Origin of the sequence: Priestia sp. YIM B13489, assembly GCF_042787645.1 — a bacterium.
GTDB lineage: Bacteria > Bacillota > Bacilli > Bacillales > Bacillaceae_H > Priestia > Priestia megaterium.
This window is the reverse complement of the sequence record NZ_JBHZOQ010000053.1, coordinates 220285-234715: the sequence shown is the minus strand read 5'-3', so window position 1 is coordinate 234715 and position 14431 is coordinate 220285. Positions and strand designations below refer to the sequence as shown.

General features: G+C 37.8%; 18 protein-coding genes. 9 read left to right on the top strand and 9 right to left on the bottom strand.

Annotated elements, in window-relative coordinates:
• Positions 1 to 105: 105 nt before the first annotated feature.
• The 4 genes from ACFX4W_RS07205 to ACFX4W_RS07190 all read right to left on the bottom strand — a co-directional run bounded on the left by ACFX4W_RS07205 (position 106) and on the right by ACFX4W_RS07190 (position 3232).
• Positions 106 to 222 carry a YfhE family protein gene (locus ACFX4W_RS07205; protein WP_013055148.1) on the bottom strand — a complete coding sequence of 39 codons (117 nt, stop codon included), beginning with the start codon at positions 220 to 222 and terminating at the stop codon, positions 106 to 108.
• 102 nt (positions 223 to 324) lie between these two features.
• Positions 325 to 885 (bottom strand): GNAT family N-acetyltransferase, encoded by a 561-nt coding sequence (locus tag ACFX4W_RS07200; protein ID WP_013055149.1) that lies wholly within the window; start codon positions 883 to 885, stop codon positions 325 to 327.
• A 255-nt stretch (positions 886 to 1140) separates the two neighbouring features.
• A complete protein-coding gene (locus tag ACFX4W_RS07195; protein WP_043977865.1) occupies positions 1141 to 2268 on the bottom strand; it encodes an amidohydrolase in 1128 nt (375 codons plus the stop codon).
• A 61-nt stretch (positions 2269 to 2329) separates the two neighbouring features.
• The gene (locus ACFX4W_RS07190; protein WP_043977868.1) at positions 2330 to 3232 is read right to left on the bottom strand and encodes a TIGR01777 family oxidoreductase; all 903 of its coding nucleotides are present in this window, start codon (positions 3230 to 3232) and stop codon (positions 2330 to 2332) included.
• A 97-nt stretch (positions 3233 to 3329) separates the two neighbouring features.
• Between ACFX4W_RS07190 and recX the strand changes: the two genes are divergently transcribed.
• On the top strand, positions 3330 to 4139 hold the full coding sequence (gene recX / locus ACFX4W_RS07185) for a recombination regulator RecX (RefSeq protein ID WP_028410123.1): 810 nt from the start codon (positions 3330 to 3332) through the stop codon (positions 4137 to 4139).
• Between the two features lie 282 nt (positions 4140 to 4421).
• Here recX and ACFX4W_RS07180 read toward each other — a convergent pair whose 3' ends face one another.
• Complete coding sequence (locus tag ACFX4W_RS07180) at positions 4422 to 5075, bottom strand: SDR family NAD(P)-dependent oxidoreductase (protein WP_043977869.1); 654 nt, start codon at positions 5073 to 5075, stop codon at positions 4422 to 4424.
• Positions 5076 to 5157: 82 nt separating this feature from the next.
• Here ACFX4W_RS07180 and ACFX4W_RS07175 point away from each other — a divergent pair, with 82 nt between their 5' ends.
• The gene (locus tag ACFX4W_RS07175; protein ID WP_013055154.1) at positions 5158 to 5472 is read left to right on the top strand and encodes a YfhH family protein; all 315 of its coding nucleotides are present in this window, start codon (positions 5158 to 5160) and stop codon (positions 5470 to 5472) included.
• 78 nt (positions 5473 to 5550) lie between these two features.
• Here the strand turns inward: ACFX4W_RS07175 and ACFX4W_RS07170 are convergent, their stop codons facing one another.
• The gene (locus tag ACFX4W_RS07170) at positions 5551 to 5706 is read right to left on the bottom strand and encodes a small, acid-soluble spore protein K (RefSeq protein ID WP_016762865.1); all 156 of its coding nucleotides are present in this window, start codon (positions 5704 to 5706) and stop codon (positions 5551 to 5553) included.
• A 135-nt stretch (positions 5707 to 5841) separates the two neighbouring features.
• Between ACFX4W_RS07170 and ACFX4W_RS07165 the strand changes: the two genes are divergently transcribed.
• Positions 5842 to 6111 (top strand): YfhJ family protein, encoded by a 270-nt coding sequence (locus ACFX4W_RS07165; RefSeq protein ID WP_013055156.1) that lies wholly within the window; start codon positions 5842 to 5844, stop codon positions 6109 to 6111.
• Between the two features lie 63 nt (positions 6112 to 6174).
• Here ACFX4W_RS07165 and ACFX4W_RS07160 read toward each other — a convergent pair whose 3' ends face one another.
• Positions 6175 to 7155: a metal-dependent hydrolase gene (locus ACFX4W_RS07160; protein WP_080781581.1), complete on the bottom strand. Its 981-nt coding sequence runs from the start codon at positions 7153 to 7155 to the stop codon at positions 6175 to 6177.
• 239 nt (positions 7156 to 7394) lie between these two features.
• Between ACFX4W_RS07160 and mutY the strand changes: the two genes are divergently transcribed.
• The gene (gene mutY / locus ACFX4W_RS07155) at positions 7395 to 8489 is read left to right on the top strand and encodes an A/G-specific adenine glycosylase (RefSeq protein ID WP_043977872.1); all 1095 of its coding nucleotides are present in this window, start codon (positions 7395 to 7397) and stop codon (positions 8487 to 8489) included.
• A gap of 34 nt (positions 8490 to 8523) precedes the next feature.
• Here the strand turns inward: mutY and ACFX4W_RS07150 are convergent, their stop codons facing one another.
• Positions 8524 to 8748 (bottom strand): hypothetical protein, encoded by a 225-nt coding sequence (locus tag ACFX4W_RS07150; protein WP_043977874.1) that lies wholly within the window; start codon positions 8746 to 8748, stop codon positions 8524 to 8526.
• Positions 8749 to 8864: 116 nt separating this feature from the next.
• Between ACFX4W_RS07150 and fabL the strand changes: the two genes are divergently transcribed.
• From fabL to ACFX4W_RS07125, 5 genes are all read left to right on the top strand, one after another.
• A complete protein-coding gene (gene fabL, locus ACFX4W_RS07145) occupies positions 8865 to 9614 on the top strand; it encodes an enoyl-[acyl-carrier-protein] reductase FabL (RefSeq protein WP_013055160.1) in 750 nt (249 codons plus the stop codon).
• A gap of 97 nt (positions 9615 to 9711) precedes the next feature.
• Positions 9712 to 10005 carry a gamma-type small acid-soluble spore protein gene (locus ACFX4W_RS07140; protein WP_013081547.1) on the top strand — a complete coding sequence of 98 codons (294 nt, stop codon included), beginning with the start codon at positions 9712 to 9714 and terminating at the stop codon, positions 10003 to 10005.
• A gap of 189 nt (positions 10006 to 10194) precedes the next feature.
• Positions 10195 to 10455, top strand: a complete 261-nt coding sequence (locus ACFX4W_RS07135; RefSeq protein WP_013081548.1) for a YgaB family protein — start codon at positions 10195 to 10197, stop codon at positions 10453 to 10455.
• Positions 10456 to 10650: 195 nt separating this feature from the next.
• A complete protein-coding gene (ntdP, locus tag ACFX4W_RS07130) occupies positions 10651 to 11187 on the top strand; it encodes a nucleoside tri-diphosphate phosphatase (RefSeq protein WP_043977877.1) in 537 nt (178 codons plus the stop codon).
• A 169-nt stretch (positions 11188 to 11356) separates the two neighbouring features.
• Positions 11357 to 13108: an ABC transporter ATP-binding protein gene (locus ACFX4W_RS07125; protein WP_043977879.1), complete on the top strand. Its 1752-nt coding sequence runs from the start codon at positions 11357 to 11359 to the stop codon at positions 13106 to 13108.
• A gap of 35 nt (positions 13109 to 13143) precedes the next feature.
• Here ACFX4W_RS07125 and ACFX4W_RS07120 read toward each other — a convergent pair whose 3' ends face one another.
• On the bottom strand, positions 13144 to 14232 hold the full coding sequence (locus ACFX4W_RS07120) for an FUSC family protein (RefSeq protein WP_013081550.1): 1089 nt from the start codon (positions 14230 to 14232) through the stop codon (positions 13144 to 13146).
• Positions 14233 to 14431 lie beyond the last annotated feature (199 nt).

Here is a 14431-nt window from a genome sequence, read left to right as displayed (position 1 = left end):
CTTCGTATTATTATGTCTACATAATATAAAAACGTCCTTCCGATACAAACTGTACAGAAAGGACGTTGAGATGATCAAGCGTTGGATAGAGATGTTTTGCCTCACTTATTTTTTCGTGTAGCCGCCTGCACGGTCTGCTTTTTTAAACTCGCGGCCGTAATAGATTTCTTGAGCGCTACTTAACGTATTTTTTGCGTTTTCTTTTCGTTTTTTTTCAGACATAAAAAAACCTCCAATTAACGTTTTTCGATCATGCTACTTATTTTTTCCAGAATCTCTCGTTTTTAATCATAAAAAAAAGCTCTCCGTTACACGGAGAGACTCTTACGCTTCTTTAAGCTGGTGATCTTCTTGAACGTCTTGTTCGTGACGCAAGTAGTATAATGTATACAAGTCTTTTGGAATTTCGTATAAATCATATACGTCTTCATGTTGATTAATTTCATCGTATAAAGCTTTGTGTGTTTCATTCGCAAGTACTGCATAAGGCAGTTTTTCTGCAGCCTTAATAGACCTAATATTAATTTTGCGAATTCGCATAAAAATTCGTTCTATATTTAACTCAAAGAACAGTTCATTAAAGAACGCTTCTTTTGCAATTTGATTATATCCTTTTCCATGAAACGGTTTGCCAAGCCAAGTGCCTAAAAAGCCAGCTTGGTCCTGTACATCAAATAAATTAATGGTGCCGATAGGGTTACCCCATTCGTCTAAAATCGTGCGAGAAATAATTTCTCCATGATCTTCTGCTTCCATCGTTTGTTTAGTCACAAATAAAAATTCTTCATAGGAATGGGCTTTATGACGAACAAAAGGGAAGACATCAGGATGTACCATGAGTTCGTATAGAGATTGACAGTCATTTAGGTCACGTTTTTTTAACATAACTTTTCCCTCCTGATCGAGGGTATATACAGACTCCAATCAAGTCCCCACCCTCGAAATTTTTTAATAATTAAAAAAATTTCGGGGTGGGAATCGAACCCACTAGAACCAGTTACCTGGTGGCGCACCATTTGCCTTCCCATTACAAGTCAACAAACATAAAAAGTCAACGTGTGATGTTTATGCTTTTGTGAAATTCACATGCTTCTAAACGTATCATACTAAAAAAAATTAAAAAAGAAAATAGGTAAAATGTTAATTTTTTTTAAATAATATTTTACCATTTATCATGGTGAAAATAGGCTTTGCTAAGTAGTGAAAAGGATGATGGCTCCATAGCACCAAATCAGCGTCTTTTCCTGCTTCGATACTGCCGATTCGCTGATCAATACGAAGATTTCGAGCAGCAGCAATCGTGATGCCTTCTAATGCTTTTTGTTCTTCGAGCCCTTCACGTACGGCAATGGATGCACAAATATTTAAGTACTGAATGGGCGTATAAGGGTGGTCTGTTGTAATGGAAACTTCTACTCCTTCATTGCAGAGAGCTTGATAGGTTTTCCACGTTTTATTCTTCAGTTCAACCTTTGAGCGCCGTGTTAAAGTTGGTCCCACGCTTACTTTTAAGTTTCTTCCACCTAGCTCTTTAGCAATTAAGTGACCTTCTGTACAGTGTTCAATACGAACGTCTAAATTAAATTCATCTGCTAAGCGCAGAGCTGATAGAATATCATCGGCTCGGTGAGCATGAATTCGAACGGGAATCTCTCTATTCAGCGCTTGAATGAGTGGTTTAATTCGCAAATCATCTTTATTGTCACTGCTTTTTGCATGATAAAAGGCTTCTCTCAGCATCCCCATAATACCCATTCGTGTAATGGATTCTTTATTGCCATGGCTGTGGATTCGTTTTGGATTTTCTCCTAGCGCAATCTTAAGTCCAGCTGTCTCTTGAATCAACATTTGAGAAATACTTGTTCCGGCTGTTTTAATAACGGATGTTGTGCCTCCGATCACATTTGCACTTCCAGGCATAATGTGTACAGACGTAATACCCGCTTCAATGGCATCTTTAAACCCAGGATCTAAAGGATGTACGCTGTCAAAAGCTCGGATATGGGGAGTCATAGGCTCGATTGTTTCGTTAGCATCATTTCCGGCCCAGCCGGTTCCTTCATCATATAGTCCTAGATGTGTATGAACATCAATAAATCCAGGGAATAAATAGCGCTGTTTGCAGTCAATGACTTCTACTTGAAGAGGAGGCTGCAAGTTTGACCCAATCAAAACAATTTTTCCATCTTGAATGAGCACATCATTATTATAAATAGGTTTTGACGTAATAGGATAGAGCGTTGCATTTTTCAAGAGAATGGTTTTCATAAAGGATGCTCCTATCTATCGGCAGCTTAGTCACCTGTTTTAGGTAAATATCAGAAAATAACTAGAGTAAATCTCGCAATGCATCTTCTAATACAGTATATGTAAAAATGTAATTCTGTTGAATCAATTTTTCAGGTAAAACACGCTGTCCTTTCAAAATAATCATACTCATTTCTCCCATCAGCAGCTGAAGGCCAAAGCTAGGTACGGGCATCCAGTGAGGACGATTTAACACTTTTCCAATCGTCTTTCCAAACTCTTTCATTTGAACAGGATTTGGGGCAGTTACATTAACAGGTCCTTCTATTTGTTCGGTATGAATACAATAATCAATAATGTTGACGACGTCTTGAAGATGCACCCAAGACATCCACTGCTCTCCCGAACCAACTGTCCCTCCTGCAAATAATTTATAAGGAAGGGCGGTAGAAGGGAGTGCCCCGCCATCTTTGCCTAATATAACGCCGAACCTTGTTAAAACAGTACGAATATTGAGTTCCGTCGCTTTTAGCGCTTCATTTTCCCACTTTTTTACCGTTTCAGCTAAAAAGTCTGTGCCGATGGATGGAGAAGCTTCTGTGAACGTTTCTGTAGTCGATGTCCCGTAATAACCAACCGCACTTGCATTTACATACAGGGACGGTTTTTCGGGTAAGGCAGCCATAATACGAAGGATTTCTTGAGTAGAAGAAAGGCGACTTTCCACAATGGCTTTTTTGCGCTCGTCCGTCCAGCGGCCGCTGTTAAGTGAAACGCCAGCTAAATTGATAAAAACGTCTGCTTCTTCTACATGCTCTTCAGGTTGGCTGTTTTCTTGCATCCACTCTACATATTTAAGTTTCGGATCTCTTGCAGCTTTATCTGCATTGCGTGTTAAAATATATACATAATGTTTTTGTGTTAAAAAATGTTTTGTTAAAGCTTTACCTACGAATCCAGTTCCTCCAGCAATAACAATTTTCATACGAACTTCCTCCTTTGTTGAGATAAATAAAAATGTGTATGATACGTTTGGCGGTTCTTCAGCCATTAATTTAATAAGAAATATGAGGTGAAGGTGTATGCCTGTTGTCACAAAAATCACAACGCAAAAGAATAGCGGTGAACGTTATAATGTGTATTTAGATTATGGTAAAGGTGAAGAGTTTGGCTTTGGTGTTGACGAAAATGTCCTCATCAAATATGACTTGAAAAAAGGTCGTGAGCTTGATGAATTTGAATTAACGGAAATTCAGTACGCAGATGATGAGAAAAAAGCTTATAATTTAGCAATCACTTACTTATCTTATCGAATGCGCTCTGAAAAAGAGGTACATGATTATTTAAAGAAAAAAGAAATTAACTCTACTATTATTCAACAAGTTATTCAGAAATTAGTCAGCCACCGTTATTTAAATGATGAAGAGTTTGCAAAAGCATTCGTGTTAACTCAAATGAACACGACATCAAAAGGACCAAATGTGATTCAAAGAGAATTAAAAGAAAAGGGAATTTCTGATTCCATTATTACCCTTAGTTTATGTGAATACCCCGAAGAACAGCAAATTCAAACTGCTGTGAAATTAATTGAAAAGTTAAAAGGGAAATATAAAAAATTATCTCAAGTAATGATGAAACAAAAAATGGAACAAGCATTGGCAGTGAAGGGCTATTCATTTTCTATTATTCAAGAAGCATTTCAGCGCACCAATACAGAAAAAGAAAGCGATGAGGCATGGGAAGCTCTGCAATACCAAGGAATGAAAGCTCATCGTCGTTTTTCAAAGTATGAAGGCTGGGAATATCAGCAAAAAATGAAGCAGGCTCTTTATAGAAAAGGATTCTCTATTGACCAAATTCAATCATTTCTAGATTCCATTGAAGAGGAATAAAGGCGGGACAAAAGTATGTTAGTTGAAGAGAAATCCGAACGATGAATCGAGATTCTTGATGGAGAATCCAACTCGTTCGGATTTTTTATTGTGATGGTAAACGTAAACTTCATGTATTTAGCTGCTTCTAGCGGTTGATGATTGGAGGGCAAGACGAAGACCCCTGCGGAAAGCGAAGTCCTGCACGGAAATCAACCGCCGTGTCATAAGCAATTCCTATAAGATCATTTATACAATGTGTTTATCTTTAGATTAGATTGATGCAGTTATGTTTCAATCTTTTTAAAACAAAATATCTTCCAAGTCATTCTGCTGTTTATAAATAATCTCAGCAATTTCGGAAGCCGAGCGCAATCGGCTTTTATCTTTAATGTGATTGTTATGATCCCAAAAAGGAGTATTCATGCCTCCCATGTAAGCTGCAATCACATGAAGGTTGGTATCTTGATACTCCACTTTTAAACTTTCTGTAAATCCCCTTACGCCAAACTTACTTGCTACATAGACGCTTTCATTAGCTTTCCCGCGAAGTCCTGCAGTTGAAATGATATTCATAACTTTAGGTTCAGGTCTCGTCAAGAGATGAGGCATAAGCGCTTGTGTTAAAAAAATAGTTCCTTTTACATTTGTATCGATGACTTCATCAATGGCTTGTTTTGTATAATCGGTCAAAGGGCCAAAATGTCCAATGCCTGCATTGTTGATAAGGATATCTACTGAATGGTTCATCAGCAGTTTTTCTACAGATTTTCCTACTTCTTCATATTTTGTAATATCTACAGACATCGTATATACGTTGTCTCCTAGCTCATGCTGCGCCTCTTTTAATTTATGGTGATTGCGTCCAGCCAGAATGACGTTGTAGTCTTTTGCGTAAAATTTAGCGAGTTCTTTTCCAAGACCCGTCGCACCGCCCGTGATTAGCACTGTTTTCATTCCCAAAACTCCCTTTTCATAGTCTCCCTTTAGTTATACCTTTTGTTATAATAAAATGAAAGCAAACAAGGGGGAAAACAGCATGTCTGAAAAACGTTACAGCGATATGACGACGTATGAACTTCAACAAGAAATTGGGTCTCTTCAAGAAAAAGCACGAAAAGCTGAACAGCTTGGCATGGTCAATGAGTATGCAGTATTAGAAAGAAAAGTAACAATGGCTAGGTCATATTTATTGGATCCCGAAACGTTTAAAGCAGGGGAAGTATATGAAATTCAAGGAGATCCGGGTTCATATTTTAAAATTGATTATATGAACGGAGTTTTTGCGTGGGGATTTAGGCTTGGCTCACCGCAAAACGAAGAGGCACTGCCTATTTCTATGTTGAAAAAATAAAGGGATGAACAAGCAGCACGAAGTGTGCTGCTTGTTTGATTTCTATATTCACTCTATTTTTAAACGTAAAGCAAGCGGTTATTCTTCGCGCTCATTAGAAGCATGCATACGTTCTTGAGGATGCGTGTTAATAGTTCCATTTGCACGTTTTGAAGCGTACTCAGCTTTTGCTCGAGGTTCGCCTTCAAGCTTAGTATGATGTTGGTTTGTAAAATCTTTTGCTTTATTGCGCATCGATACCTCTCCTTTTACAACAGAAAGCGTTGCGGTTATGATATAGTACATGAGGGAGTGAATAACTCCACATTTATAGTGTAAGTTAAAAGTGCAAACATACTCATAAAGAATTTTGGTAATCGAGGTGTTCTTATGAACGATATATTTGAAAGATTAACGAATCAGCTCTTAAATAAAAACAGTTCGCTCTCATATGCTCAAGCACGTACGTGGGTCGAGCTTTTCTGGGAAGATTTTGAGTCATCTTACGCAAAAGCCGGATATGATTATAAAGGTAAAGAAGCGACGGAAAAGGTTGTTACGATGTATATCAACAGCTACGGAGACAAACTTCATGAAATCGCGGTTAAAAACCCTAAATATCAGCATTTATTAAATAACGATGACTATTTAAAACATTAAATAAAAACGAACCGTCTTGAGCAGACGGTTCGTTTTTGGGTTTCATATTTGTTCTTGTTATGATTAGTGTGGGAGATAATCAAGCTTTTTACGCAATTTTTTCTCACTGAAAATCCAACCTGTGTACGAACAAATGATATTTAAATCGTAATCAAGCTGAACTACGGCTACAAATGGATAGTAGTCCTTGCTGCGGTAGCGTAAATCAATAAAGCGCACTTCAATGTGGTCGTTATATTCATCCAGTTCCCATCTATAAATAGGTGAAAATGAAAGAAAAGCAGATAAATTTTCATCTTTTTTCGCTACTTCAATTACGGCTGATTCGGGAATAGGAACTTTATCAAACGTATCATAAATAAAAATTTCTTCTCCAATTGCTCTTCCTACATGAAAATACTTTTCGGTCGTCACAGCTAAGTGCCAGTGAGTGAAACGCAGCGTAGGAGAGATATTGAGCTTGATAACATCAGGAAACTGTTTTCGAAGCCTCTTGGCAATTTGGTGGCGCATATAAAAGCGCAATCCATAGTAAAATGCCAATAACACATACAGCGTAATAAATGTTGGTCCTGGTTCTGCTCCAATAAACCAGATTAAAATCGCAAGTACGTGAGCTGAGAAAATCACGTAATCAAACGTGTTGATTACGCCAAGCGCAATCCATTTATTTGTGAAAGGCCGTAAAGCTTGCGTGCCATAAGCGTTAAAGATATCAACAAAAACGTGAATAATGACGCCTGCAAAGGTCCACATCCAGAGATGCAGCAAGTTAGCTCCTGGCAGCAGAAGCGAAAGAATGAGCACGATAAGCAAAGGCCATAAAATAACAGCCGGAATAGAATGTGTAATTCCACGGTGATTGCGGATATACTGTGCATTGTTTCGCAACTTTAAAACAGTGTCTAAATCAGGTGCTAATGACCCGGCCATTACGCCAATCATTACAGCATCCATTGTGGCTGTATTCGCAGATACAGTGGGGTCTAATGTTGCAAGGCCGCCTAAAGCGATTCCCATTGCAATGTGTGTACCAGTATCCAGAGCGAACTCCTCCTTTGTAAAATGACAATCTTAGATTATCCTAATTCAGCATGGAAGCTGGATTTAGGGCGAAAAATCTCGCTTTATTACTAACGCAGCAAATTAGCTGTTTTTATTCATTATTTGAACAATTCATTTTACTATTCATATTTGTAGTTGTTATAAGGTTATCATAAAGTTACTAAGATTCAAAAAGCAACACATTGTATATGTATAGTTAATACCTCGGAGGCTATGACGTGAAACAAAGTAAAGATATTGTACAAAATTTCGATATTCGAGCATTTCAAGATGACTTAATCTCTTGGTTTGAGCAGGAACAGCGCATTCTACCTTGGCGTCAAGATCAGGACCCTTATAAAGTGTGGGTATCTGAAATTATGCTTCAACAAACGAGAGTAGATACGGTCATTCCGTATTTTAATAATTTTATTAGCAAATTTCCCACTATTAAAGATTTAGCTTATGCGAATGAAGATGATGTGTTAAAAGCGTGGGAAGGATTAGGCTATTATTCCCGTGCCCGTAATTTACAAACCGCCGTTCGAGAAGTTCACGAACAATACGGGGGAGAAGTTCCAAATACGCCAGCAGAAATCTCTAAACTAAAAGGAGTAGGCCCTTATACAACAGGAGCCATTTTAAGTATTGCATACGGAGTGCCGCAGCCTGCTGTAGATGGAAATGTCATGCGTGTGCTATCGCGCATTTTATCCGTTTGGGATGATATTGCAAAACCGAAAACAAGAAAGCTGTTTGAAGATATTGTGCATGAAATTATTTCAAAAGATAATCCTTCCTATTTCAATCAAGGCATGATGGAACTTGGTGCCATTGTCTGTACGCCAACTTCTCCTTCCTGTTTGTTATGTCCAGTTCGCGAACACTGCCGCGCGTTTGCAGAAGGAGTGCAGAATGAGCTTCCTGTCAAATCAAAGAAAAAAGCGCCGCGTGCTCTTCAGCTTGCTGCAGCGGTGATTAGAGACGAGGACGGAAATTATCTGATTCATAAACGTCCAAGCAAAGGACTTTTAGCTAACCTATGGGAATTTCCAAATATAGAAGTCGATCTTAGTATAGCGCCAGATCATCAGCAGCTTCAGGCATTTATTCAAAATGAGTACGGAGCCGATATTAAAATTCATGCGCCGTTTACCACAATTCAGCACGTGTTTTCTCATATTGTCTGGAACATCACAGTATATGAAGCAGAGCTTGCAAGTGATATCAGTGCATTAAAAAATTTGAAAGTGGTTTCTGAAAAAGATTTAGAACAATATGCATTTCCTGTTTCCCATCAAAAAATCTTAAAAGAATATTTACTTGTTAAATAAAAGAAGCGTGGATAAACTCCGCGCTTCTTTTTATTCAATCATATGATACATGCGTGCCGTGTGTGTAATCTGCTTCGTGGCGCTGTAGCCCGCCCCGTGCTTCAATTTCTTTAATAATTTGCTGATGAATACCTTGTCCTTCAGCATTTAAATACGGCGTCATTTGCTGTAAAGAGTGATGAAAAAACGCAAGCTCGCTGTCTTTCCACTCGCTTTTAGAAATCATTGAAAGAGCCGTCATGTCTCTACCTACATACATTCTATTCACCTCGTTCATTTCATCAAGTTTTATCTATTTTCCCTATATTACTTGTTTCTTATGCGATAAAATCAGTACAATGTAAAGATAATACGATACATAAGGGAGATGACATCATGTCACAAAAGGTAGCACTAGTTACGGGAAGCAGCAGAGGTATTGGTAAAGAAATTGCCTTACGTCTGGCTAAAGAAGGATACGATATTGTATTAAACTATGCACGAAGCAAAAGTGCAGCGCAGGAAGTAGCAGAAGAAATCAAAGCACTAGGCAGAGAAGCATTAGTTGTTAAAGCAAACGTAGGAAAAGTAGAAAAAATTAAAGAAATGTTTGAGCAAATTGATGAAGTATTCGGTCGCTTAGACGTATTTGTAAGTAATGCAGCGTCAGGAGTTCTACGTCCTATTATGGAATTGGAAGAAACTCACTGGAACTGGACAATGGATATTAACAGCAAAGGATATTTATTCTGTGCACAAGAAGCGGCTAAACGTATGGAAAAAGTAGGCGGAGGAAAGATTGTTACCATCAGTTCGCTTGGGTCTATTCGCTACTTAGAAAATTATACAACAGTAGGCGTGTCAAAAGCTGCTGTAGAAGCGTTGACCCGCTATTTAGCAGTGGAGCTGGCTCCAAAGAATATTGTGGTAAATGCTGTATCTGGAGGGGCTGTGGATACAGAGGCATTAAAACATTTCCCAAATCGCGATGAGCTTCTAGATGATGCACGCAAGCATACTCCAGCTGGTCGTATGGTGGAGCCAAAAGACATGGTAGATGCAGTTATGTTCTTAGTGTCCGATCAAGCAAATATGATTTGCGGTCAAACGCTTATTATTGACGGAGGGCGTTCACTTTTAATGTAAGGTAAATGTGTTTTGTGCTCGCGCCTTAAAATATTGAAAAAAGTTTGCATACCCTATTTACCTCCCGGGCATATTAATTTTCGTGGAGGTGATTACAATGGCAAAACAAACAAACAAAACAGCATCTGGTACAAGCACACAACACGTGAAACAACAAAATGCTCAAGCATCTAAAAACAACTTCGGTACTGAATTTGGTAGCGAAACAAATGTACAAGAAGTGAAACAACAAAATGCTCAAGCAGCGGCAAACAAAAGCCAAAATGCTCAAGCATCTAAAAACAACTTCGGTACTGAATTTGCTAGCGAAACAAGTGCTCAAGAAGTGAGACAACAAAACGCACAAGCTGAAGCAAAGAAAAACCAAAACTCTGGTAAATACCAAGGTTAATACCAAAAGCGAACTTAACGTCTTTCATACGGCGATGTTAAGTTCGCTTTTTCTTATATAAAAAGCAACAAAGTATGACAAAACTTCTTGAAACTTTACACAACTCGTCAAAGGAATCTGTCTCACCTAAACAGAATGTTAACAGAAGTGCCGCGTGTATGGTTAAAGCAAATAGGGAGGAGCTATCGTATGAAAAAATTTGATCAGCTAGTGACTCAACAATTGGAGACCATGGATCAACTTCTGTTTTTGCAGTCTGAGATTGAGCGCTGTCAGGAAATCGAAGGTGAACTAATAAAACTTCATGAAGAAGCAAAACTTCATTCTGTGCAAGATGAAATTAGTGAAATGAAACTAAAATTAAAAGAGATTCAATTGACGTTTGAAGCACAAACCGAAGATATTATTCGTACATATAAAAGTGAAGGGGCTTGCTCTACACTTGCTTAATGAACATTGATGTGTCACTTCCTCTCTTTTTTAAGGCTGCCAAGCAAAGGAAAAGTAGGGGGAGTGACTTTTTTGAACTCAAGAAGGTTAGCACATTTGTGTTAAAATGAGAGAGAAACCGTTATAATAAACATAAGACAAATGGAGACGTTATATGAATTTTTTTAAGTGCTAAAATGAAAGTAGGTATTGGAGATGGGAATTCCGGTGGAAGGAGAAACAATTCAAATACACAGCTACAAGCATAATGGACATATTCATCGCGTATGGGATCGGACAACCGTATTAAAAGCAACCAATAACTTAGTGATTGGAGGAAATGATCGTACGGTCGTTACAGAATCAGATGGACGAACATGGGTCACAAGAGAGCCTGCAATTTGTTATTTTCATGCTCAGCAGTGGTTTAACGTCATTGGTATGATCCGTGAAGATGGAATCTATTATTACTGCAATATCAGTTCGCCGTTCATTTATGATGACAATGAAGCGCTCAAATATATTGATTATGATTTAGATATCAAAGTCTATCCAGATATGACATACTCCCTTCTTGATGAAGATGAATATGAGAAGCATCGAAAAGAAATGAATTATCCAGAAGTGATTGACCGTATTTTACATAATCACGTCGAGGAGTTAAAAGGTTGGATTCGACAGCGAAAAGGCCCGTTTGCTCCAGATTTCATTGACATTTGGTATGAGCGTTTTTTAACATATCGGCATTCTTGATGAATGATTTAGAGAACATTATGTTAGGCCGTCTAAAGCTGACTGTTTGATATAATGTTCTTTTTGGCGTTATGCTCACCATCTTTTAGAAGAGATAAAAGCACTAAAAAATCGACGCGTGTACATATACTAAGAAAGCTTGCCCTCATAGATAGAAAGGGGAGATTTTATGGGAAGTATAAGACGCTACATGAAGTTTGTACAGCCATACAAATGGCAAATTGTCGGCACTGTATTAATTGGTATTATTAAATTTGCTATTCCTTTATTGATTCCGCTGCTTTTAAAATATGTTTTGGACGATATCGTAAATGGACATGGCATGTCCTCCTCTGAAAAAGTTCATAAAATGGTGACGATTATGGGGATTTCGTTTGTTGTATTTTTAGTGTTAAGACCTCCCATTGAATATTACAGGCAGTATTATGCTCAGTGGGTATCGAGCAAAGTACTATATGATATACGGGATCAGCTGTTTAGCCATATTCAAAAGCTTAGCTTACGTTATTATGCAAATACGCGAGCGGGTGAAGTGATTTCACGAGTCATTAATGATGTAGAGCAAACAAAAAACTTTGTTATCACAGGTTTAATGAACGTATGGCTTGATATGATGACGATTGTAATAGCCATTGTGATTATGTTTACGATGAATGTACCTTTAACACTGGTGTCGATTATTTTGCTGCCGGTTTATGCGTTCTCTGTAAAATATTTTTACAGTCGTCTTCGCCATTTAACAAGAGTCCGTTCGCAGGCTTTAGCGGAAGTGCAGGGGCATTTACATGAAAGGGTTCAAGGGATCTCTGTTATTCGCAGCTTTGCTATTGAGCCTCATGAACAGAAGCAATTTGATAAGCAAAATTCAAATTTTCTACAAAAAGCAATCAATCATACGAATTGGAATGCAAAAACATTTGCAGTAGTGAATACCATTACCGATTTGGCACCTTTAATCGTGATTACATTTGCTGGATATCAAGTCATCACAGAAAGTCTTAGCGTAGGAACGATGGTAGCATTTGTGGCCTATATTGACCGCTTGTATAATCCGCTTCGCCGCTTGGTCAATTCATCGACTACGCTCACGCAGTCTGTTGCATCTATGGACCGGGTGTTTGAGTTCATTGATGAAGAATACGATATTACAGACAAGAAAGATGCAAAAGAATGTACTGAGCTTCATGGAAAGGTGCAGTTTGAGCACGTTTCATTTGCTTATGAAGAAGAAGAAAAACCTGTGATTCATGATATTAATTTAGATGTAGAAAAAGGAAAATCCGTTGCGTTTGTTGGAATGAGCGGAGGAGGGAAATCCACGCTTATCAGCTTAATTCCGCGCTTTTATGATGTGACAGAGGGTAAAATTCTCATTGATGACATTGATATCAAAACCTATAAAGTACGCAGCCTGCGAGATAAGATTGGAATCGTCCTGCAGGATACGGTGTTGTTTAGTGACACGGTTAAAAACAATATACTGCTTGGAAAGCCAGGAGCGACAGATGAAGAAGTAATTGCTGCGGCAAAGGCCGCAAATGCCCACGATTTTATTATGAATTTGCCCGAAGGATATGATACAAAAGTGGGAGAGCGGGGAATGAAGCTATCAGGGGGACAGAAGCAGCGTATTTCCATTTCGCGCGTATTTTTAAAAAATCCAGCTATTCTTATTTTTGATGAAGCCACTTCAGCTCTAGATTTGGGAAGTGAGCACTATATTCAAGAAGCATTAGCTGAACTAGCAAAAGACCGTACGACTTTCATTGTAGCCCATCGTTTATCTACAATTACTCATGTTGATGAAATTGTACTTTTAGAAAATGGAAGGGTAGTCGAACGAGGTTCTCATGAGGAGTTAATTAAGAAAAAAGGTCATTACTATCAGCTCTTTAACGTTCAGCAGCTTGATACAATTTAAAAACACCACCTATTGTCTAACAATAGGTGGTGTTTTTAATCTTCTTGTCGCTGATGATTAATATCAAATGAGTTAGCATCCTTGTGATAGTTTTGGAACGTATCAATCAGCTTATCAAGATGCTCTAACTCTTCACTATACTCAATGATGACAGAAATTAAAGGGAAGATATGATAAATAACCTTATTCTCTTCATCATTATCGTATATTTTGTACTGCATAAATTTATCGATTAAAGCTCGTTTTCCAACGCAGGCTTCGTTTGGTACAGTAGTGGTTGGCTGTACGCGTAATTTCCCAATGAATTTTAATAATACTTGCTCATGATACATTAACAGGCACTCAACTTCAGATTTGATTAAATCTTGAAATTGCTGCGGCATGACTTGAAGATCATTTTCCACTCGGTGAAGTAGTTTCAAGGTTGTAAGAGCTCGTGTTGTTACGGTAATCATTTGACGAAATAAAACGAGCTTGCGTGACTTAACAAAACGTTTTTTGGTTGAATAAGTGCGTTCTTCTTTGTAAAAATCAAAGATTTGATTCATTTTAGCCACATTGTCTTTCATTTTTTCAATGTCTTCTTTTAACAATGTGTGCTCAGATGCGTGATAAAGATTCATGCGAATCCATTTAATAATTTCTTCCGTTGTGCTTACAATTTTATAATACAATCTTGTTTCATACTTTGGCGGAATAAAAATAAGATTGACAATAAATGCTGAGAATACCCCAAGTAACACTGTACCAAAGCGTATAAGTGCATATTCAACGAAATTATCTCCTGGATTTTCCATGATTGCAATTACTGTCACAAGCGCAAGCCCAATTGTATTATTAATACGTAATTTTAAGTTGACTGCAATGACAACAACAGCGGTAAAACCAATAATGATGGGATGGGTACCAAAAATAAGTCCAAAACAAACTGCAGAAGCAGCTCCAATCACATTCGCCTGTATTTGCTCCAATATTGTTAAATAAGATCTGTAAATAGACGGTTGAATTGCAAAAACTGCCGCAATTGCCGCAAATATTGGAGATGGTAAACTTAGAAATTCACCTAATAACAATGAAAGTGTAATGGCAATTCCCGTTTTTAAGATGCGGGCACCAAGTTTCATGTGCGTTCGTAGTTCCTTTCTGTAAAAAAGTTTTTTCGTTATGAAGAATGTTCCCCAAAACAAATGATAAATTGCAAAAATCAATCCTTCTTTATTACATAACCTGTTGGAAATAATATAAACAATAACATACTATACAAGGTTTAAGAATGGATATCAAGAGAAAACAAGCAGAAAAATAAGGGTATTTCTCGGGATT